This window comes from Streptomyces sp. NPDC006372 (assembly GCF_040612515.1).
GTDB lineage: Bacteria > Actinomycetota > Actinomycetes > Streptomycetales > Streptomycetaceae > Streptomyces.
The window spans coordinates 1-19,637 of record NZ_JBEXQJ010000052.1; the positions used below are offsets into that span (position 1 = coordinate 1).

Consider the following 19,637-nt stretch of genomic DNA (forward strand, 5'->3'; position numbering starts at 1 on the left):
AACCGCCCGCTCTACCCGCTGCTGCACGAGTTCCTGCGCACCAGCGAGGTCCCGGTGCTCGCCGTGTGGGGCCGCAACGACGAAATCTTCGGCCCCGCGGGCGCGCGGGCCTTCGCCCGCGACGCCAAGGACGCGGAAGTGCACCTGATAAACGGCGGTCATTTCCTGCTCGAGAGTCACCTGGACGTCGTCGCGGGTTACCTGCGCGGCTTCCTCGGGCGGGTGCTGGGATAAGCAAGGCCGGGGCTGGAACGCGGTCCAACACCGCCGGCGGCCTGCATACACGGGCCACAGCACCACCCTGCCGCAGGTCGCGGCCCGGGCGGGCCCTCGTCGAGCTGTTCGTCCCGGCCGAGGCAGGGCACCCGTGGACGGGCTGGACTTTCTCCGCAGAGTGGGGCAGCCGCGAGACCCTGTACGTAATCTCGTGCAACCCGTCTTGGTCGTCGAGGTCGGAGTCGACGTGAGCCCGGGACAGCGCCGCCCGCTGGCGGCACCCCGCGCGCTGGCACCAACCCCGCCCCGACCTAACGGTGGACGATGTCCTGCTGGACAGGCAAGCTCACCGGTTGACCTGCACTCAGAACTTTGTCTCACTCGCCGCGGACGACGAGTAGCCCGCCCTCGACCCTGGCCAACTTCCTCCCCCTGGGACTGGCGAAGATCGCCGCTGTGCCGTTCATGCGCCAGGCGGCCGCGCACCTCGGCATGTCACCGGACCTGTACCGCGTCATCGGCACGCTGGAGATCGCCGGAGCCGCCGGGCTGTTGCTCGGACCGGCTTCGGCCCCGCTCGGCGTCGCCGCCGCCGTCGGGCTGGCGCTGCTCATGGCCGCTGCAGTGGTGGTTCACCTGCGCCATGGCGACCCGCCGGTCCGGATGCTGCCCGCCGCCGTTCTGACCCTTGCGGCATTGGCACACGCCGGGGTGGCGGTAGCCGCCGGCTGACAACCCGCATTGCGCGCCATCCCGCACCGGAGGCTCGGCGGCGCCTGATGACTCACGAGCCTCCCGTGCGGCGTAACGTCGACAGTGTGGAGCTGACGGCCGACGGCCCCATGTCCCGTGTCGCGCGTGAGCTCGCCCCGAGAGCGGACGATCCGAGCGCGGACGTGACGCGGTGCCTGCGTCGTGAGGTTCCCGAGCTGTGGAGTGCCCCGGAGTTCCCCCCCATCTGCGCCGGGCCCGCGCCTTCGACGAGGGCGGGCACGCCCAGCTCCTCGTCGCCCATCTCGCCGAGCACTGCGGGAAGCGCCATGTCCGGCACGCAAGACGGTCTGGGCCGAGTGAGCCATGGAAGGGGCGGCGTTGAGGGCCGGGCCACCGCTTCCCTGACATGCTGCGGCGGGATCCGCGTAGGCGCCCCGCCGCCGCACAGCTGTTGCATCAGGCGGCTGGTCGGAGGAACGAACAGGCTGCGAGGCAGCCAGTGTCTGCGTCCCCGGTAGCACGAAGCGGATGGTTCCAAGACCAAGACCAGGTCCGGCCCATACCGGCTTCACCCCGCTGGGACCACACCCGCAGTCCCCCCGGGACCTGGAACTTGGTGCACGACCATGATCGCTGCGGTCGACGTCGAGACACGGGTCGCAGGGGCGCTTACATGATGCGGATCTGTGAAAACGGCCAGGCCGACTCTTGGCCCCAGACAGTTGACCGTTGGAGTGGCCGGAATCGCGTCACCCTGCGAGGGATATCCGACGATCGCGGGTCGGCGTCGAGGCCTCAGCGGTGGGACGGGTTGACCTTCACGCATGGGTCAATGCCTAGCGTCGGCAGTATGAAGTCCTTTGCGACGAACGCAACGTTGCCCGCCTTTTCCAGCCTGCCCAGTACAGCTCTGGAGGTCCGACTCGCCGCCCGGCCCGTTGGGCGCCCGACCCTCGACGACTTCGAGATTGTCGAGGTCGGCATCCCGGCCCCAGCACCGGGCCAGGTACTGGTTCGCAACCTGTTCATGTCGCTCGATCCTGGCATGCTCATGTTGATCGCGGGCGGGTCCGCGCTGCCGATGCCAACCTATGAGGTGGGCGAGGTGATGTATGGGGATGCGCTCGGCGAGGTGGTCGCCTCGGCAGACCCGTCGCTGGGCGAGGGAGAGCTGGTGATGCATCGGCTCGGCTGGCGGGAGTACGCCGCTGCCGAGGCCGGTGCATTCCGCCGAGTGGACAAGGCGGCCTACCCCACTCCTTCCATGCACCTGGGATTCGGCCTGGTCGCCTACACAGGGCTCATGGACGCGGCAGGGCTGCGGCCAGGCGACACCGTTTTCGTCTCCAGCGCAGCAGGGGCCACCGGGAGCATGGCAGGCCAGATCGCCCGACTCAAGGGAGCCAGCCGGGTGATCGGCAGCGCCGGCTCGGCTGACAAAGTGGCCCACGTGACCGGCAAGCTCGGGTTCGATGCGGCCTTCGACTACCACGACGGCCCAGTGCTCGACCGACTGCGCGAAGCGGCCCCGGACGGCATCGACGTCTACTTCGACAACGTCGGAGGCGAGCAGCTGCGCGCCGCCATCGAGGTCATGAAGGTGCACGGCCGTATCGTGGTTTGCGGAGCCCTGAACCGGCAGAGCACCGCCCGCCCCGACGAGGGCCCCGGTGACCTGCTGAGTGTCCTGGGCAAACGACTGACCATCCGGGGCTTCATCCTGTGGGACCACCTGGACCGGGCCGCGGAGTTCGGCGAACAGTTTCGCGACTGGCTGCGCGAGGGATCCATCGTCTACGACGAGACAGTGATCAACGGGCTGGAGAGCGCACCCGAGGCACTCCTCGATCTCGTCCGCGGCCGGTACACCGGGAAGACCGTGGTCCGCCTCACGAGTTGACCACAAGGTATTCGTCATACCTGACAACCAGCCCGGAGGAGGCCGCGTGTTGATCGGTGAACTGGCCACACAGACAGGGACCACGACCCGCGCCCTGCGCTACTACGAGGAGCAGGGCCTACTGGAGTCCGACCGGACAACCTCGGGCTACCGCGTCTACGGCCCGCACGCGGTGACCAGGGTCCGAAACCTCCGTAATCTGCTCGCCTCAGGGTTCACCGTCGAAAACGTCAAGTCCTTCGTGCGCTATCTCGACACCGATCTGCCCGAGGTCTTCGCATACTCGCCCTTGTGCGCCGACGGGTACCGCGTCCGCCCACAACGGGTGGCCGAACTGGGGGAGAAGATCACAGCTCTGACACGGCTGCGCGACATCCTCGTTCATCGGATGCCCTGGTTGGCGACGCCCAGTGATGTGCCGCAGAGAGAGGAAGCCTGAACCAGCGCCCCCCTGACCGCTGCTGACCTGACTCAGGAGCGGTCCGTCCACGGGTGGGGAATCGCGGCGAGCCGGTACGAGCCGGTCGCCTGGCAAGCGGGTGGGTGGGTGTGGCCGGGGTCAATCGCTTTCAGCGATGAAGCCGGCCAGAGCGGCAGCGACGGCGTCGGGTTGTTCGTCCGGGATGAAGTGGCCTGCGTCCGGCACGACGACCCCGGTGGTGTTGTCGGCCCACGGTTTGATGGAAGCTGCCATGTCGGGGATGGAACCGTGGCTGCTGGAAATCCCGAGAACCGGCACCGTCAGGTGGTGCTGTTCAAGGGCCTCGTGGTTCTTCCGCGCCGATTCAGTGGCGTCCCGGTAGTAGGCCAGGGAAGCCCGGAGTCCGCCGTCAGCGGTGATGGCCGCGGCGTACTGCTCGATCTCGGCGTCGTCGAAGGTGTCGGAGGCGAGGGTCTTGGCCTTCAGGAACCAGCCGACGTACTCGCGTTCACGGCCTGTGAGCAGTGTTTCGGGCAGGTCGGGCACGAGATGGAATGCGAAGTGCCAAGTCTTCCACGCCACCTCGGGGTCGGTCGGGATGGTGTCGGGGAGGGTGATGCCCGGGATACCGGCGTCGAGCAGTGCCAGGCCGTGCAACCGGCTCTCGTACTTCAGGGCGAGGGAGAAGGCGACCCAGGCACCGATGTCGTGGGCGGCCAGCCAGTATGTCGACACTCCGAGTGCCTTAACGGCGGCGTGGACGTACGCGGCGACTGTATGCGTGTCGTAGCTGCCGTCCGGGCGTTCGGAGTGGCCCTGGCCCGGCAGGTCGATCGCGATGACGTGGAACTGGTCGGCCAGGCGGGGCATCACCTTGCGCCATGCCCACCAGGTTTGCGGGAATCCAGCGAGCAGCGCGACGGCTGGGCCGTTTGGCTGGCCGCCCTCGACCGCATGAAGCCGGATGCCGTCCGCGTCGACCCAGCGGTGGGTGAAGCCGGCCAGGTCGTGCAGGGGCAGGTCGCGGACCGGGTTGTCGGGGACACGGGTGGTGGTTGCCGGGTCAGTCACGGTTTTCCTCCATCGATATCGGTGTACTGGTTCGGTATGTCGGCCGGGGCGGGGCCCGTGAGCGCGGTGGACGCGACGAGAGCGGTGCCCATGTGCACGAGTTCCGAGCAAATCGAATATTCAAGGTGTTCAGCGCCGCCATGGACTTGCCCTGGGCATCCATTCGGAGCCAACAGCCCGGCCTCGGACACCGCGGCACGCGCCACGAGGAACGCCGACGTCGGCCGGCGCCCGGAGGTCCGCCGCTCCGGGCGGCCACCTGCGCGATGAGGGCGACGATGAACAGCAGACCGACCTCTGCGCCGACGGCTGCGACGTTGTGGACGTGCAACTGTTCACGGAGAAAGGAGGGTACGAGAGACGAGAACAGTCCACTGACCGCGAACGCGGCGCGGACAGCCGTGGCCGCTCTCAGGAACCCGGTCCGGGCTGCCCGCCGGTCGGGAAAGGCCGGGCGGCGCATGGGCATCACAGGGCGCTGGCGGGACGTGACGGTCTCCGGGGTGAGATGACGGCCACAAGCCCTGGGACCAGGCCGGCGAGGTAAGCCCAGAACGCCAGGTGCGTGGGGTTCGCTCCCGTATTGTGCGAACAGGCCCGCGACGATGGTGCCCAGCCCCAGCCTGCCCATGTTCGCCGCCGTGGAGACGGTCGACACCAGTCGGGTGCGCTCGGCTCCGGCCGGCTCGCCCAGTGCCGCGGCCCCTGTGGCAGTGAAGACGCTGTGCTCGTGGCCGCGGCGAGTACGGCGGCGGCCGGGGAGAGGACGGCGGCCCACACGGTCGGACAGCGACGCGAACACCTTCGGTGCCGGCGCGGTCCCCACGGCGTAGACGGCGAAGACCAGCGTGGTGGTGAAGGGCCCGAAGCCCATCTGTGGCGCCCAGGGCACATACAGCGGAATCGGCAGCGTCCCGCCCAGCATGACCACGGTGTACGCAGCGGCTACGAGCCAGGACCCGGCGCGCGATCGGCGTCCGCCCGACAGGCGGAACAGTCCGCACGCGGACGTCCGACGCTATGTGGTCGGTCATGGTACGGCCTTTCGAGTGCGACAACCGGGACCTTCACGCTAACCATCTTGGATCGATCGGTCAAAGATATGTTGACCGATCGATCCAAGATGCGAGTAGGATCACCGCAGGGACGTACAGGAGGAGGTGGACGCTGTGTCCGGCCGGAAGCAGTTCGACATCAGCGCGGCCCTGGACCAGGCCATGCGGGTGTTCTGGCAGCGCGGATACCCAGACGCCTCACTCGATGCCCTCGGTTCGGCCACCGGCCTCGGCCGCGGCTCCCTCTACGGCACCTTCGGCAACAAGGAGACGCTGTTCGGCAAGTGCCTGGACCGCTACGCGTCGATTTACGGCGCGCAGTATGAGCAGGCGCTCGCGGCACACCCCGGTGACCCGGTACGGGCGGTCGAGGCATTCTTCGATGTCGTCCTCAGCCGTATCGCCGACCCGTCGGTCCCCGTGGGATGTCTCGTCGCCCAGTCCGCCGCGCAGTCACTGACGCTGAAGGAGGAGAACGCCATGCAGGTGCGTGGCCTGCTCGACGTGCAGCGCCAACGGGTACGTGTGGCACTGGCGGACTCCTCGGCCGACAGCCGGACGCTCGACGAGCTCGCCACGTTCGTCGTCGCCGTCAACCAGTCGCTGGCCGTACTGAGCCGTGCCGGCACCTCGGACGCCGAACTGCGCTCCGTGGCCCGACTCGCATGCACAACGGTGGCGGACACCATCGCCCGGGCGGCATCCGAGGCAGTCGTGGTGCGGCCGTTCTTGAGTTAGCTCAAGGCCGGTTGACGAGATCCCGCCGATTTTCATGATCGGTCGGGATCTTTGTCGTTTCCGGGTCTGGTCGAGCCTCTTCGGGGCGATGGACGGCGGCGGAACCGGACATCCTGGACGTGGCGGGGGACCGGGAGCTACCGGGGGAGGAGGGGGCGCTCTTTACCAGCCCTTTGACAGCGGACCGGCAACCGCATAGCTTCAAGATCCATCTGTATCGCAACAAGTATCTGAGGGGGCGGTCGTGCGGTCTTCGCTTCTCACCAAGCGCCGGTACCTCGACTTGCGCCGGTCCACTTCCACGGGATGTTGAGCGGTCCCTTCCCGCGCCGCCAGTTCTGCCTTCGCACTTCCCCTGGACCGCCATGCCCTCCGCCCGCGTATCGCGGCGCGGCCTGCTCACGCTGGCCGCCGCCATCCCTATCGGCTCCTCACTGCTGTCGGCTTGTGGCGCCGGCGACGGCTCCGGGGAGAAGGTCGTGCCCTTCTACACGACCGAGTCGGACCCCAAGTCGCTCGCCCTCTACCGCTCCGTGATCCGGAAGTTCGAGCACGAACATCCCGGTGTCACCGTGAAGATGACGCTGTACTCGGACGAGAACCAGCTCCAGTACCTCCAGACGGCCATGCAGACCGGCACCGACATCGGGGTCTTCGCACCGCCCGCCGCGAACATCCTCGACTGGGCCGTCAAGGGCTATCTGCTGCCCCTCACCGGCATGATCGAGGACATCGGCGAGGACGACTTCCTGCCCGGCACCCGCATCGTGCACCGGGGCGAGGACTACGCCATGCCGTTCCAGGCCAACGCCTCGGTCCTCTACTACCGGCGGGACCTGCTCGACAAGGCGGGCATCGAACCGCCGCGCACCTACGGCCAGTTCCTCGGCGCGGTGCGCGAGCTGCACGGCAGGGACGGCATCGACGGCATCTCCTCCGGCGCGGGCAATACCCCGGGGATGACGACCCAGTTCCTCGCCCCGTACGTCTACCAGGCGGGCTGGGACTACTACGGCCCGGACGGCGAGGTCCTCTTCGGCGAGGACGAGGTGCTCGACGCCGTGAAACGGCACGTCGCGATCATGCGGTACGCGCGCAAGGGCGCGTACAACACCAACTATCCGGACCTGATGAACACCTACATCTCCGGGAAGGCCGCCTTCGCGACCATGGCGGGCAGGCTCGGCGTCAACCTCGCCGCGCAGAACCCGCGGATCGCCGAGGTCACCGGCGTGCTGCCGGTGCCCGCGGGCCCGTTCCGCACCGGGCGGCTGGCGTACGGAGGCAAGAACCAGTACAGCGTCTTCGCGCACACCCGGCACAGGCGCGAGGCCCGGGCCTTCCTCAAGGAGCTGACCACGGGGGAGAACGCGCTGAAATTCGCGCTCACCGTCCCCGGCCACCTGGTGCCGCCGCTGAAGTCCGTCAAGGCCCGGATGCGCGAGGAGATCGGCGTCTCTGACGACCCTTACCTGAGGAAGCACGGCGACTGGGTGCGTACCATCCTGGATCTCGTCCCGCACGCGATGAGCCCCGACATGGCCATGGGCTCGGTCGTGCACGGGGTCTACGACGGCAAGCGCTCCAACCCCTGCCCCTGGGCGGGCAAGGCGTGGGCGCCGCCTCCGCCCGACGCCTCGATGGTGCAGTCGATCCTGCTGCGCGGCGACGACCCTGAGCAGGCGTGGCGCCGGGCCGTGGACGAGTTCGCCTTCGCGGCCCGGGACTGGCAGTCGGCCAACCCGCAGTGGAGGCCGGCCGCATGAGGACCCTCCGCCTCGGGCGCGCACTCCAGTACGCGGCGCTGGCCGCCGTCGTGGTCATCGCCGATCTGCCGCTGCTGTGGATCGTATTCACGGCCGTCAAACCGGACGATGAGATCATCTCCTACCCTCCGACGTTCTTCCCGCACGCCTTCACGCTCGACAACTTCCGCACGCTCTTCGAGATCTCGTCCTTCGGCACCTACGTCACCAACTCGCTGATCGTGTCCGCGGTCTCGACGCTGCTGGTGGTCCTGCTGGGCACCTGCGCCGCGTACGCGCTCGTCCGGTTCCGGATACCGGGGCTGCGGTGGATCGGTGAGCTGTCGCTGTTCGCGTACCTGGTGCCGCCGATCCTGGTGCTGGTGCCGGTCGCACAGCTCGTGGCGCGCTTCGGGCTCGCCAACAACCTCCTCGCGCTGATCATGATCTACACGGCCACGCTGCTGCCGTTCGCACTGTGGACGCTGCGCTCGTACTTCCACGGGCTCACGATCGAACTGGAGGACGCGGCGATGGTCGACGGCTGCACCCGGTTCGGCGCGTTCGTACGGGTGGTGCTGCCGCAGTCCGTGCCGGGCCTGATCGCGACCGCCGTGTTCGCCTTCAACGCGGCCTGGAGCGAGTACCTCTTCGCCTCCACCCTGATGGCCGAGCCGGACAAGCTGACGCTCAGCCCGGGGCTCTCGCTGCTCATGGACCAGACGAGCGTCTACTCGTGGGGCGTGCTGATGGCCGCCGCCCTGATCGTGGTCGCGCCCGTGCTGGTGCTGTTCGTGATCGTCCAGAAGTTCCTCGTCGGCGGCATCGGACAGGGGGCCGTGAAGTGACTGCCGTGTACCGCACCAACCCCACCGCCGCACGGTCGGACGACCGCGCCCCGCGCCGTGGCCTGTCCGACCGCGCGCTCGGCACCCTCATGCTGGTCCCCGCGCTCCTGCTGCTGCTCGTCTTCGCCGTCTACCCCTTCCTCGCCTCCGTCTTCGACAGCTTCTTCCACGTCGACTTCCTCACCCGCGAGCACACCTTCCTCGGCCTGGACAACTACCGCCGCCTGTGGGAGGACCCGGCCGTGCGCGGCGCGTTCGGGCGCAGCGTGCTATGGGTCGCGGGGAACATCGCGGTCCAGGCCGTCGCAGGGGTCGCCGTAGCGCTGCTCCTCAACGCCGGGCTGCGCGGCCAGACCCTGGCGCGCGGGCTCGTGCTCTTCCCGTACGTCGTCCCCGCCGTGGTCGCCGCGATGGTCTTCCGCTTCGCCTTCAACGACACCTCGGGAATGGCCGGTTACCTGCTGCGGACGCTCGGGCTGAGCGACACCCTCATCAACCCCTTCGCCGACCCGGCCATGGTGATGTCCGCCCTGGTCGTCGTGAACTGCTGGAAGTACGTGCCGTTCATCGTGATCGTCGTCCTCGCCCGCCTCCAGACCCTCCCGAGCGAGCTGCGCGAGGCGGCGGCACTGGACGGCGCCGGGCGGTTCGGGGTCTTCCGGTACGTGACGCTGCCGTGGATCGCCCCGGCGCTGCTCGTCGCCCTGCTGATGCGCACGATCTGGACGGCCTACGACTTCGACCTGCCCTATCTGCTCTCCGGCGGCGGCCCGATGGACACCTCGACCACCGTCCCGCTGGAGATCAGAAAGCTGGCCTTCGCCGACCAGGACCTCGGCCTCGCCTCCGCGCTGGCGGTGTGCGTGGCGATCCTCCTGGTCGCGGGCGCGCGCCTGTACCTGCGCGCGTACCGGGCGAGCGAGGACGCGACGGGCTGAGCAGCCCCCTCACGGGCTGAGCACGCCCCTCACACTCCACAGAAAGGCATCACCCGCCGTGTCCGAAACGCATGACGTGATCGACACCGTCGCCGGCACACCCGCCGCCCTGCGGACCTACCGCGACAAGGCGTACGTCCACACCCAGGGCACCCATGACGCGCTCCTGCCCGGCACCGACGGCCTGCCCCGCGCCGAGCGCGCGGCGCTCGCCGCCCACGCCGCCGAGCTGGACGGCGCGCCGGCGCTGGCCGCGCACTACCGGGCCCTCGGCCCTGCACCCGCCCCCGCCCCGTCAGGGCGCTTCACCGCCCTGCGGCGCCACGCCGAACTCCTCGTCCTCGCCCCGTCCAAGGCGGGCCCGAAGGACATCGCGGCCCTGACGGAGGCGGGCTGGAGCGCCCCCGAGGTCGTCGCGGCCTCGCAGCTCGTCGCGTTCGTCACTTACCAGACGCGACTCGCGGCCGGGCTGCGGGCGCTCGGCGGGCTCCCCGCGGAGGGTGCGGAGGTGCCCGCCTACGAAGTGGCGAGCGAGGGCCGCCCGTTCACGCTCGACGCGCTGGAGTGGGACGCCTGGGTGGAGACGGTCGACGTGGACCGCGCCACGCCCGAGCAGCTCGCCGTCCTGGAGGAGTCCCTGCCGACGGCCAAGACCTCGCCGTACTACCTGGCGCTCGTCCACGACGTGACGGCGCTGCGCGAACGCTCACGGCTCTACAACGCGATCATGTACGCACCGCGCGGCCTCGACCGTCGCGACCGGGAGATCGCCGCGCTCGCCGTCTCCCACGTCAACGGCTGCGTGTACTGCGCGTCCGTGCACGCGCGCCGCTTCACACAGCTCAACAAGGACGCCGGTCCGGCGCAGGCCATCCTCGACGACGGCCCCGACGCCGAACTGGGCACGGCACGGCGGCGTGCCGTGGTCGACTTCGCCGTACGCCTCACCCGGGAGCCGGGCCCGCCGCTCGACCTCACAGCGCTGCGCACGGACGCCGGGCTGGACGACACCGAGATCCTGGACCTCGTGCACGTCGTCGCCGTCTTCGCCTGGGCCAACCGCCTGATGCTCACCCTGGGCGAGCCCCGTACCACCGACTGAGGAGAACCCGCATGACCGCCACGCTCGACCACCCCCTCGTCACGGCCGCCCGCCGCCTGGCCGACGACGTCCTCGCCCCCGCCGCCGAGGCGCACGACCGGGAGGGCGTCACACCCGAGGCCATCGCCGCCGTCAAGGCGTCGGGCGTGCTGGGTGTGGCCGCCCCGGCGGCGTACGGCGGCGCGCAGGCCCCGGCGGCCGTCGGCCGGGAGATCGCCGAGATCCTGGCCGGCGCCTGCTGCTCGACGTTCTTCGTCCAGGCCCAGCACCACACGCCGGTGCGCACCCTGGCCGCCGGGGAGGAGGCGGCGCGCGAGCGCTGGCTGCGCCCGCTGAGCGACGGCACGACCCTCGCCGGGATCGCCTTCTCGCACCTGCGCGCCTACCCGAAGCTGCCCGCGCGGGCCACCCGGGTGGCGGGCGGCTGGCGCTTCGACGGGCGCGTCCCGTGGTACACCGGCTGGGGTCTGAACGAGGTGGTCCTGCTGGGCGGCGCGACCGAGGACGGCGAAGTGGTCTTCGGCATCGCCGGTGCCCACGAACAGCCCGGCCTCACCGCCACGGCCCCGCTCCAGCTCGCCGCGCTCACCGGTTCGCGCACGGTCGGGCTGCTGCTCGACGGGCTCGTGGTGCCCGACGAGGCGGTGGCGGTGCGCCTGCCGTACGAGCGCTGGGCGACGGAGGACCGCCCGAAGAACACCAACACCAACCCGGCCGTCTTCGGCGTGGCCCGCGCCGCGCTCGACCTTCTCGAGGCGTCCGGCGACGGGGAGGCGAAGGAGACGGCGGGCACCCTGCGGACCCGCCTGGACGCGGCGCGCCGCGACGCCTACGCCCTGGTCGACGAGGTCCCGCCCGCCGAACGCCTGGACGACAGGCTCGCGGTCAAGACACGGGCCTACGACCTGATGCGCGCCGCCACCACGGCCGCGATCGCCGGGGGCGGGGGCCGCGCCTTCGGCCTGACCCACCCGGCCCAGCGCCTCGCCAGGGAGGGCCTGTTCCTCGTCATCCAGGGCCAGACCACCGAGGTCCGTGACGCCCATCTGAGGGCGCTGCGCTCCTGACGCCGTCGCCACGCAGCGCTGTCACGCATCTCGCCAACTCCCTGCCCCCACCCGCCCCTTCAACCACGGGGGTCCATTCGGCAGAAGGAACACACGGTGCGACGAAGAACGCTCCTCACGGCCCCAAGCGCCACCGTCCTCGGCGATTCCGCGCCAGCGACTGCCGGCCCGCTGAAGCCAATCAAAGTCCTGGGACGCTGACACCATCGGAGGAAACGCACCGGACACTGACCGGACGTAGCCACAACGGAACACCCCCGCGTCGGCGGGGATGGCTCTGTTCACGAGAACGGACGCCGTGCTGGACTCGTGTGGACCTGCCACCACCGCTCTGCCTCGGCGCGAGCCAGTTCGGCGTCGTACTGTTCGGCGTCAAAGTGGAACTCCGGCGGCGGGGAGACGGGGGCGTGCGGAACCTGCCAGTCCGACCACAGCACGATGTCCCCGAACCGCTGCACGACGACGGACAGGAAACCGCAGCAACCGCCGGTGCACTCCGGTTCCCCCAGCTCCAGACGGCGCGCCTCGCTGGCCGCCCGCAGGAGGCTGGGCCGGCCAGCAGGCAGCACATCAGCCGCGAACGGCCCACGGCCGCCCGCGTAGACCGCCCCTTCGATCACGTCCTCGCCATTGAGCCAGAACCGCAACTGGGCAGCGAACCGGCGTCCCGGCGGCAGCACCTGGATCTTCAAACGATCGAACATCAGACCACCCTATGGGGTGCGCTGAAGTCGGCGAGTGGCCCCGCCGACGCCCACCTCCACCCGGCCGGGGGAAGCGAAGACGAGGTGCCTCCCGCTCTCGTGAACATCGACCACGGACCGGGCGGTGCGCCTCCCGATGTCGTGCACATCTGCCGTCGGAACTCGTGAGCAGGACCATGGGGGTCCTGTCCACGACGATCCTGCGCCTACTGTGCTCCCCATCGTCGTGGGTCACCCTGCGCGTTGCGGCTCGGTCGAGGGGTTTCCGAGACGGTTCAAGCCCTGGCATCAACAAGCCGCGCGCTGCGCCATCCAGAAGCCCAAGGAGAGACGTCGTCTTTCCAGCGCCCGTAGAAAGGTGGAGCGTGGCAGTGTCGACTCGCTTGTCGGAAACGGGCTGGTGACCTGCCGCTTGGCCGCGCTGGGGTCACCAGCCCGAGTCGTACGCAGCTGCTCTCGTAGCTTGATTCCGCCAGCCACTGGTGGTGCTACCTCAGCGCCCTGGCCTATCGCGGCGGTCAGGCCGGCACCCACGGCGGGCTGCTGCGGGACGGGCGCGGGGTCAGGCGGCTGGACGGGCTTAGAAACGGCGTCTAAGGGGGCTGGTGACTTCAGCGTCTGGTTGATGTCGCGGGCCCCGCCACAGGCGAGAACCGCAACGACCCGTTGTAGGTATGCGGGGAATTTCCGCATATCGGCGCGGGATTTTCACCCACCAGCCTCCACGTTTCAGCGGTCGGAGAATTCCGTCGGTTCTCCAGCGACAGCCGCATCCATCACGTCACCAGCCTCGCCCTGGGCGCCCGACAAGGTGACAGGGGAAGGAGGGGCCAGGCCCCTCTCCCCCCGGTACACGTGCAGGCCTCCCGGTGGGCGCCTCCCTCCCGGTCACCTGTTGCTGGCCCGGAACCACGGGCCCGGGGGCAACGAGCGTGTGCCTACGAACCTTGGTCGTTGCTGGGGGTGACCGGGAAGGATGCCTCGTCGCGGTCGGTGCCGTCGGTGATCCACCATTTGTTCCCGCTGAGAAGGGCCAGTTCTGCGCGGCCGTCGCCGTCGAAGTCGTGGACGGCGAAGAGCGTGCCGTCGACGGGGCCGTCGTCACCTGGCACGGAGCGCTTGGTGTCGCGCCAGGGCTTCGACCCGAGGCCGTGCTCGGAGCCGCCCCGCAGCACCTCGATCCGCGCGTCCCCCGTTTCCTTCTTCTTGGTGAGCTGTACGGCCAGGTCGTCGCAGCCATCGCCGTTGATGTCTCCGGCGGCGAGCCTGGTGCCGAAGCCCTCCTTGAAGTCGCCGCCCTCCATGGTGACCCACTTCCCCGGCTCTTTCCCGTAGCGGACGCTGACCTGGCCGCGCTGGTGGGGTGTGTCGATCTCGTCGTAGCTGTCGACGAAGCTCCGGCCGATGGCGATGTCCTGCCTCCCGTCGCCGTCGAAGTCGCCGAAGACGACGTTCTCGCCCTCCGGCAGCCGCTCGGGCTCCTTGCTCAGGCCTCCGGCGGTACGGGCGCCGCCGGTGAACAGCAGGGGCGGATCCCACGGGGAGTCGTAGAGCGAGAGATCGGTGGCGCGGTCGTCGTTCGCGTCCCCGGCGACCAGCACGGGTGAGGCGCCCTCGTGGACCGGGCTGGGGATCTCCACGGTCCGGGTGGGTGCGCCGGAGCGCTTGAACGGTCCCTTGAGGACGACCAGTTCCTGATCCTCGTTCGAGTCCCTGAAGGCCGCGAGGTCGGTGTGGCCGTCCCCGTCGAAGTCGCCGGCGATCGGCGCGGTGTCGTATCCGCTGCCCGGCAGTGGGACGCGCCCGTGCGGTCCGCCGGCCTGCGGGCCCTTGGGGCCTCCCCACAGGACCTGGGCGGCGCCGCTGACGATGAGGTCGGCGTGGCCGTCCTCATCCAGGTCGGCGACCGTGGGCTGCCACGGGTCATCGCCCGTCTGGACGTCGTCCGGCAGACCGAGGTCGTCGTGGGTGAGAACGCTCGTGCGGTCGTGGTCCGGACCGTGCTCGGAGCCGGGCACGACGGTCACGTCGAAGTTCTCCGCCGTGTCGGAGAACTCGTGCACCAGATCGACGAAGCCGTCCCCGTCGAGGTCGGGGGCCGCGGGCGGGTCCTCGTGTGCCGAATCGGCTGGTCGGCAGGGGCTGTTGGGCACCGAGCGCGCGCCGTCGGACGGGAGAAGGACGAGGAACGCCACCACGGCCACCACCACGAGAAAGGCCGCCACGGCGTGCCACATGCGCAGGTGGCGGAGGAACGGACCGCCTGTTGTCGGAAAGTGCATCAGCCCACTTCACGGGCGTGGACGCCGCCTGCACAAGGAAGCTGATCATTTCGTTACGGGGGCGATGCTCGGCGGCCCGGCCTCCGTTCCGGCCCATGGTACGGCGGGTCCACGTCGTTCAGGACGGCGACGTCCACGCGGCTCAGGTGCCGCTGATGACCGACGTCGAAGCCGCCGACTGGCTCACCGCCACGGCGGCGGGGAGATCTGACCCACGTCCGGACACACCGTGCCCCGGGGAGTGAAGGTCCCCCGGGGGTCCGGTGTCCAGGTCTGTCTCCTGCGCACGATGGCCACCCACCGGGTCCCGCGTCATCAGCTTCCACAGCTGCATCGCACACGCGCAGCAGTTCAGCGGCCCCGCCAGGGCTGAAGCTCGCGGAAGGCGTGGTGCGTCAGCGGGGTCTCGCCGAGGCCGAGCCGATGTGAGTGTGCGGTGGGGTGGCAGCGGGTGGGCGTCAGCGGGCTGGTGATGTGGGTGTCCTGGTAGTGGGTCCAGAACGGGGTTGTGGTCGCTGTCATGGGGTGACCAAGCGGCTGTTGTGGTGTGGCTAGCAGGTTGGTTGCTGGCTGTCATGGGTTTCGCTGTTCCTGTGTGAGGGGCTGGCGGGGTCGGGTGGGCTGGGCCGTATGACGGTTCAGGGGGGTCCGGCGAGTGAGGCCGAGGCGGGATCGGCTGGGGCTGTGCCGTTGGCGCGGGGTGTGGTGGTGCGTCGGCTTCTTGCGGTGGATGGGGAGAGGACGCTGTCGGGGCTGCATGTGCGGATCGCGGCGGAGTTGGCGGGTGTGTCGGAGCGGACGGTGTGGCGTTGGCTGGCCGATGGGCGCCGGGGCCATGTCGAGGCGCGGCCGCGGCAGGACGGGTTTTCGCTGAGTGACGCCTTGTGGGAGGTCCTCGCTCAGGCGGGTGGGAACGTCGCGGAGTTGCGGCGCAGGATGCTCCGGGCTCAGGAAGAGGGGGCGTTGGAGGGGTGGGGTGCGCAGTGTGTGCCCTCGCTGCCGACGCTGCACCGGGTGATCAAGCGGGATCTGGGGGCGGGCCGGGTTCTTGAGGTGGCTCGTCCGGCCGGGGCCAGGGTGGGGCTGGAGCCGAGCCGGTATGACAGGGCGCTGGCGGATTTGGGTTTGGTGGACGGGGTGGGTGGTCCGCTTGTTGTCGACGGGCCGCCCGCCGACGTGCCGGTGCCGGAGGATGCCGCGGATGCGGGGGTGCGGGGCGGCGGTGTGCGGTTGTACGTGCCGGGGGCCCGGCTGGTGTCCACGCGGCAGGTGGCCGGTGTGGTGGAGGCTGTGGGGCATACGGTCGCGGCCCGCGGGATGTGCTGTGTGTACGGGGACACGGGCCTGGGGAAGACGGTCGCCGTCGAGCAGGCATTGCATCTTCTGCCCGGCCGGGTGCCGGTGTGGCGGGCGGTGGCCGGCGTGGCGCCCGGTCTGCCGCAGCTGCGGGCCTCGCTGTGTGAAGCGCTCAGGCTGCCGTCGGGGGCGCTGCCGCACCGGGCCGGGCCGGCCAGCCAGGCTCTGACGCGGGCACTGGCCGAGCCGGGTGTGCTGGTGGTCGATGACGCCCAGCGGCTGACGCCGCTAATGTGTGGGTTGCGGGGTTGACCGGCTGGTGACGTTGCTTTTCTTTCGGTGTCTCGTTGATGGCTTCGGTGGCATGCGGGTTGTTCAGGTGCTGCCTGAACGGCGGTCACGAGACGGTGGTGGGGTGTGGGGGAGCGGTTTCTCCGGCTGATCGATGGCGGGCTCACCAGCCCGGCGGACGCCAGCGAGGTCCGGGACGTGTGGGCTTTTCAGGCCGAGTGCGTGGGCGCGTTCGTGTCGACCTGGGTGGTGCGCGGGTTCTCCCCGACGACGATCCGCTGCTACGCCTCGCTGCTGGAACGGGTGCTGGACCGTTTCGACCGGGCGGTCTGGCAGCTTGAGCCATCGGATGTGGATGCAATGCTCCGTGATCTGCTGACGGCGGGTCGGGCTGCGGGCACCAGGCGCCAGTATCTGCAGATGCTGCGTGCTTTCCACGGGTTCGTCCAGGCCCGTTACGCCCCGCAGGTACGGGCCCTGTACGGAATCCCGGTAGGTGATCCGCTGGACCGATACAACCGGCTGCGGCACATCAGTGACGGCTCGCCCGCCCTCCAACCTCCCACGGCAGAGCGGCTGACGGACTTCTTCGCCTTCGCGCGCGCCCATCTCGCCACCACCTCCGACTATGCCGCCGCGGCACGCGATTACGCGCTGCTGCGCACGCTGTACCACTCAGGGGTACGTGTGAGTGAGCTGGTTCGCCTCGACAGCTGCGACGTCCACCCTCAGCTCGGGCCGTCGGGGAAGCTGCACGTACGGTTCGGCAAGGCTGCGAACACCTCCGGCCCGCGTCCCCGGTGGACTCCACTGCTTGACGGCCTCGACCGGATCCTTGCCTGGTACCGGAGCGACATCCGCCCGCTCTTTCCCGACAGCGCGCCGCTGTTCTGCGACAGCCGCGGGGAGGCGCTGAAGCCGGAGACCGTACGCGACCGGCTCGCCCGCCTGGTGCAATTGGAAGGCCGGCCTTCCCCCGAGCGGTTCACTCCGCACGCGCTGCGTCGTGCCTGCGCGACCCACCACTATGAGCAGGGCATGGACCTGATCGCTGTCCAGCAGCTTCTCGGCCACCACCACATCGCCTCGACCATGGCCTACGTCAAGCCCTCGCATACCTTTGTCGAAGACGCCTGGCGCCGCGCCACCCGCACTGCCGTCGCCGGCCTGGCCGGTCGAGCCCCGGGCAGGAACTGATGACCACACCCGAACCGCACGCCCTCGCGCCCCTGGGCCCCGGCCAGCTGGTGGAGTGGAGGCTGCGGATGACCGCGGCGCAACGTGGAGTCTGGACCGGCACCGAACTGCGCCGCCTCCTGGCCGAGCGCGCCGGTCTCGAATTCTCCGCGGCTTCGGTGTCCGCGCTGTTCACCAAGCAGCCTTCCCAGGTGAAGCTGTCCACGCTGGCCGCATTGTGCACCGCCCTTGACTGCACCCCGGGTGATCTCTTGGCCCTGCGCGACGCCGGCCCGCAGCCCAGCTCTTCTCCTTCACCCCACGTCGTACCTGACACAGCTCCACCGCCATCCCGAGCCGCCACCCCGCCGTCCGCCCCCTTCAACCGATCCCTGCCGCCGCTGTGACGGCCCAGGCCTCGCCACGGCTCCGTATCCGATGACATCCACCGCAGCCGACGTCGTCCGCGGCCGCTGCGCCACCTGCCACAAGCTACGGCAGCTGCGCGCTGACACCGGACGCTGCGCATGGTGCTCGCGTACTTGCTCCGACTGCGGAGCACCCCGACGATCAACGGAGGTGCTGTGCGCGGCATGCAAGCGCCGGGCTGTCGGGCAACCGGCACGGGGCCAGTGCCAGAACTGCGGGCGACGGCGGGTCGTGGACGCCGTGAGCCAGCGTTGCCGCTCCTGCACCGACCCGGCTACCGCTCCCGCACCGGCCCGCTGCGACGAGTGTGGCACCAGCGGCCAGTGGGCCAAAGGACTGTGCAAGCGATGCTACGAGTACTCGCCTCACACCGTCCTGACTCGCGCAGCTGGCTGGGCGGGTCGTATGCCCGAACCTCCCTCATGGTGGACGGACTTCGCTGCTCACCTCGCAACGCAGCGCCACCCGTTGTACGCAGCCGACACCATCGCCGAGACCGCGCGCCTTCTCCTCAGCAACACCGCCACCAGCCCAGCCTCCCTGCTCGCGCACGCCCGCGAGGACAGACCTCAGGTTGTCGGAGCGCTCACCGACTTCTTCCGCACCCACGGTCATCTCACTCCGCCGCCTGGTCTCGCTGAGCAGAGAGCGGTAGCTCGCCGCAAGCACCGTATCGACGCCGTCCCCGCACCACTGCGCCCTGACGTCCGGGGCTTCGCCGACTTCTTACTGATCCAGCGTGAGCGGGCCCGACAGCTGGGTCTGCGGCCGAATCAGCTGAAGACCATCGAGATCCGCCTGGACACCGTACGTGACCTGGCGATCTCCCTCCATGCCCAAGGGCTCACGAGCTGGGCCAGCGTCAGCACAGCTCACCTGGAAGCCTTCCTGGCGAAAAACTCCGCACGCCGGGCGTCCTGGCTCGCGGGACTGCGCCAGTTCTTCTCCTACGCCCACCGCACCAAAGCGGTCTTTCACGATCCCACCGACTCCGTGACCGCCGCGCAGCACCGGGGATTTCGCGGCTCCACTCTGACATTGTCCGAGCAGCAGGCCCTATACCGACGGTGGAGCACCAACGTGGACACCCACCCGCATGAGGCGTTCGTGGGACTCGCCGCTCTGCTCCATGCGGCGACCACCACCGAACTACGGCTGCTCACCTGCAGCGATATCGACCCTGTCCCCGGCGCGGTCCAGTTCCCCGGCAGACTGGTAGCCATCCCGCTGGATCCCGCGACCTGGAATGCTCTGCAGCGCTGCCAAGAGCATCGTGGTCAGCTCCGCTCGGACAACCCTCATCTGCTCGTCACCCGGCTCACCCGCACCACCCGTGGCCCGGCCGGGGCTGCGCACATCCGCGACAGCCTGGCCCCCGTCGGCCTGCTGCCGCGCATCCTGCGCTCCACCCGCCTCCTCCGCCTCGCGGACGAGCTCGACATCAAGGTGCTCACTGCTTCTCTGGGAATGTCGTACGCAGGAGTCGCTCACTACTGCCCTGACACGGCCCCCACCAGCCGCACGTGATGGGAGCGGGAATCAAAAGCTCAACCGCCCAGAGGGGGGCGCCTGCTCCTTCCTTTTCCTTCCGCTGTGCCGCTATTGATGCTGTCAGCGGCTGCTCGCAGGGACAGGGTGGCGGTG

18 protein-coding genes are annotated in these 19,637 nt (G+C 69.6%); 14 read left to right on the forward strand and 4 right to left on the reverse strand.

Features of this window, described 5'->3' with window-relative positions; all coding sequences use genetic code 11:
* From ABZ016_RS39915 to ABZ016_RS39930, 4 genes are all read left to right on the forward strand, one after another.
* Positions 1-234 (forward strand): alpha/beta fold hydrolase (locus ABZ016_RS39915; protein WP_356921673.1); only part of this gene is annotated, 234 nt, incomplete at its 5' end.
* 354 nt (positions 235-588) lie between these two features.
* Positions 589-948, forward strand: a complete 360-nt coding sequence (locus ABZ016_RS39920) for a DoxX family protein (RefSeq protein WP_356921674.1) — start codon at positions 589-591, stop codon at positions 946-948.
* 832 nt (positions 949-1,780) lie between these two features.
* Positions 1,781-2,830 (forward strand): NADP-dependent oxidoreductase, encoded by a 1,050-nt coding sequence (locus tag ABZ016_RS39925; RefSeq protein WP_356921675.1) that lies wholly within the window; start codon positions 1,781-1,783, stop codon positions 2,828-2,830.
* Positions 2,831-2,876: 46 nt separating this feature from the next.
* On the forward strand, positions 2,877-3,269 hold the full coding sequence (locus tag ABZ016_RS39930; RefSeq protein WP_356921676.1) for a MerR family transcriptional regulator: 393 nt from the start codon (positions 2,877-2,879) through the stop codon (positions 3,267-3,269).
* 120 nt (positions 3,270-3,389) lie between these two features.
* Here ABZ016_RS39930 and ABZ016_RS39935 read toward each other — a convergent pair whose 3' ends face one another.
* Positions 3,390-4,322: an alpha/beta hydrolase gene (locus ABZ016_RS39935; RefSeq protein WP_356921677.1), complete on the reverse strand. Its 933-nt coding sequence runs from the start codon at positions 4,320-4,322 to the stop codon at positions 3,390-3,392.
* A gap of 1,169 nt (positions 4,323-5,491) precedes the next feature.
* Between ABZ016_RS39935 and ABZ016_RS39940 the strand changes: the two genes are divergently transcribed.
* The 6 genes from ABZ016_RS39940 to ABZ016_RS39965 all read left to right on the forward strand — a co-directional run bounded on the left by ABZ016_RS39940 (position 5,492) and on the right by ABZ016_RS39965 (position 11,815).
* Positions 5,492-6,115 (forward strand): TetR/AcrR family transcriptional regulator, encoded by a 624-nt coding sequence (locus tag ABZ016_RS39940; protein WP_356921709.1) that lies wholly within the window; start codon positions 5,492-5,494, stop codon positions 6,113-6,115.
* Positions 6,116-6,480: 365 nt separating this feature from the next.
* Positions 6,481-7,881 carry an extracellular solute-binding protein gene (locus ABZ016_RS39945; protein ID WP_356921678.1) on the forward strand — a complete coding sequence of 467 codons (1,401 nt, stop codon included), beginning with the start codon at positions 6,481-6,483 and terminating at the stop codon, positions 7,879-7,881.
* Positions 7,878-8,708, forward strand: coding sequence for a carbohydrate ABC transporter permease (locus ABZ016_RS39950; protein ID WP_356921679.1), 831 nt, complete (start codon positions 7,878-7,880; stop codon positions 8,706-8,708). Before ABZ016_RS39945 ends, ABZ016_RS39950 begins: the two co-directional genes overlap by 4 nt.
* Complete coding sequence (locus tag ABZ016_RS39955) at positions 8,705-9,646, forward strand: sugar ABC transporter permease (protein ID WP_356921680.1); 942 nt, start codon at positions 8,705-8,707, stop codon at positions 9,644-9,646. Before ABZ016_RS39950 ends, ABZ016_RS39955 begins: the two co-directional genes overlap by 4 nt.
* Before the next feature lie 58 nt (positions 9,647-9,704).
* Positions 9,705-10,748 carry a peroxidase-related enzyme gene (locus tag ABZ016_RS39960; protein WP_356921681.1) on the forward strand — a complete coding sequence of 348 codons (1,044 nt, stop codon included), beginning with the start codon at positions 9,705-9,707 and terminating at the stop codon, positions 10,746-10,748.
* Positions 10,749-10,759: 11 nt separating this feature from the next.
* Positions 10,760-11,815 (forward strand): acyl-CoA dehydrogenase family protein, encoded by a 1,056-nt coding sequence (locus ABZ016_RS39965; RefSeq protein WP_356921682.1) that lies wholly within the window; start codon positions 10,760-10,762, stop codon positions 11,813-11,815.
* Positions 11,816-12,096: 281 nt separating this feature from the next.
* Here ABZ016_RS39965 and ABZ016_RS39970 read toward each other — a convergent pair whose 3' ends face one another.
* From ABZ016_RS39970 to ABZ016_RS39980, 3 genes are all read right to left on the reverse strand, one after another.
* The gene (locus ABZ016_RS39970) at positions 12,097-12,519 is read right to left on the reverse strand and encodes a hypothetical protein (RefSeq protein WP_356921683.1); all 423 of its coding nucleotides are present in this window, start codon (positions 12,517-12,519) and stop codon (positions 12,097-12,099) included.
* A 938-nt stretch (positions 12,520-13,457) separates the two neighbouring features.
* Entirely contained in the window at positions 13,458-14,801 is a 1,344-nt protein-coding gene (locus ABZ016_RS39975; RefSeq protein WP_356921684.1) for an FG-GAP and VCBS repeat-containing protein, read from the reverse strand.
* Positions 14,802-15,152: 351 nt separating this feature from the next.
* Positions 15,153-15,323 (reverse strand): hypothetical protein, encoded by a 171-nt coding sequence (locus tag ABZ016_RS39980; protein WP_356921685.1) that lies wholly within the window; start codon positions 15,321-15,323, stop codon positions 15,153-15,155.
* A 162-nt stretch (positions 15,324-15,485) separates the two neighbouring features.
* On the opposite strand from ABZ016_RS39980, the gene ABZ016_RS39985 reads away from it, so the two are divergent.
* The 4 genes from ABZ016_RS39985 (at position 15,486) to ABZ016_RS40000 (ending at position 19,520) form a co-directional block, all read left to right on the forward strand.
* A complete protein-coding gene (locus ABZ016_RS39985) occupies positions 15,486-16,409 on the forward strand; it encodes an AAA family ATPase (RefSeq protein WP_356921686.1) in 924 nt (307 codons plus the stop codon).
* A gap of 105 nt (positions 16,410-16,514) precedes the next feature.
* Positions 16,515-17,585, forward strand: coding sequence for a tyrosine-type recombinase/integrase (locus ABZ016_RS39990; RefSeq protein WP_356921687.1), 1,071 nt, complete (start codon positions 16,515-16,517; stop codon positions 17,583-17,585).
* Positions 17,585-17,971, forward strand: a complete 387-nt coding sequence (locus ABZ016_RS39995; protein WP_356921688.1) for a helix-turn-helix transcriptional regulator — start codon at positions 17,585-17,587, stop codon at positions 17,969-17,971. The genes ABZ016_RS39990 and ABZ016_RS39995 overlap by 1 nt, the downstream gene beginning before the upstream one ends.
* 490 nt (positions 17,972-18,461) lie before the next feature.
* On the forward strand, positions 18,462-19,520 hold the full coding sequence (locus ABZ016_RS40000; RefSeq protein ID WP_356921689.1) for an integrase: 1,059 nt from the start codon (positions 18,462-18,464) through the stop codon (positions 19,518-19,520).
* The last annotated feature ends 117 nt before the right edge of the window (positions 19,521-19,637 follow it).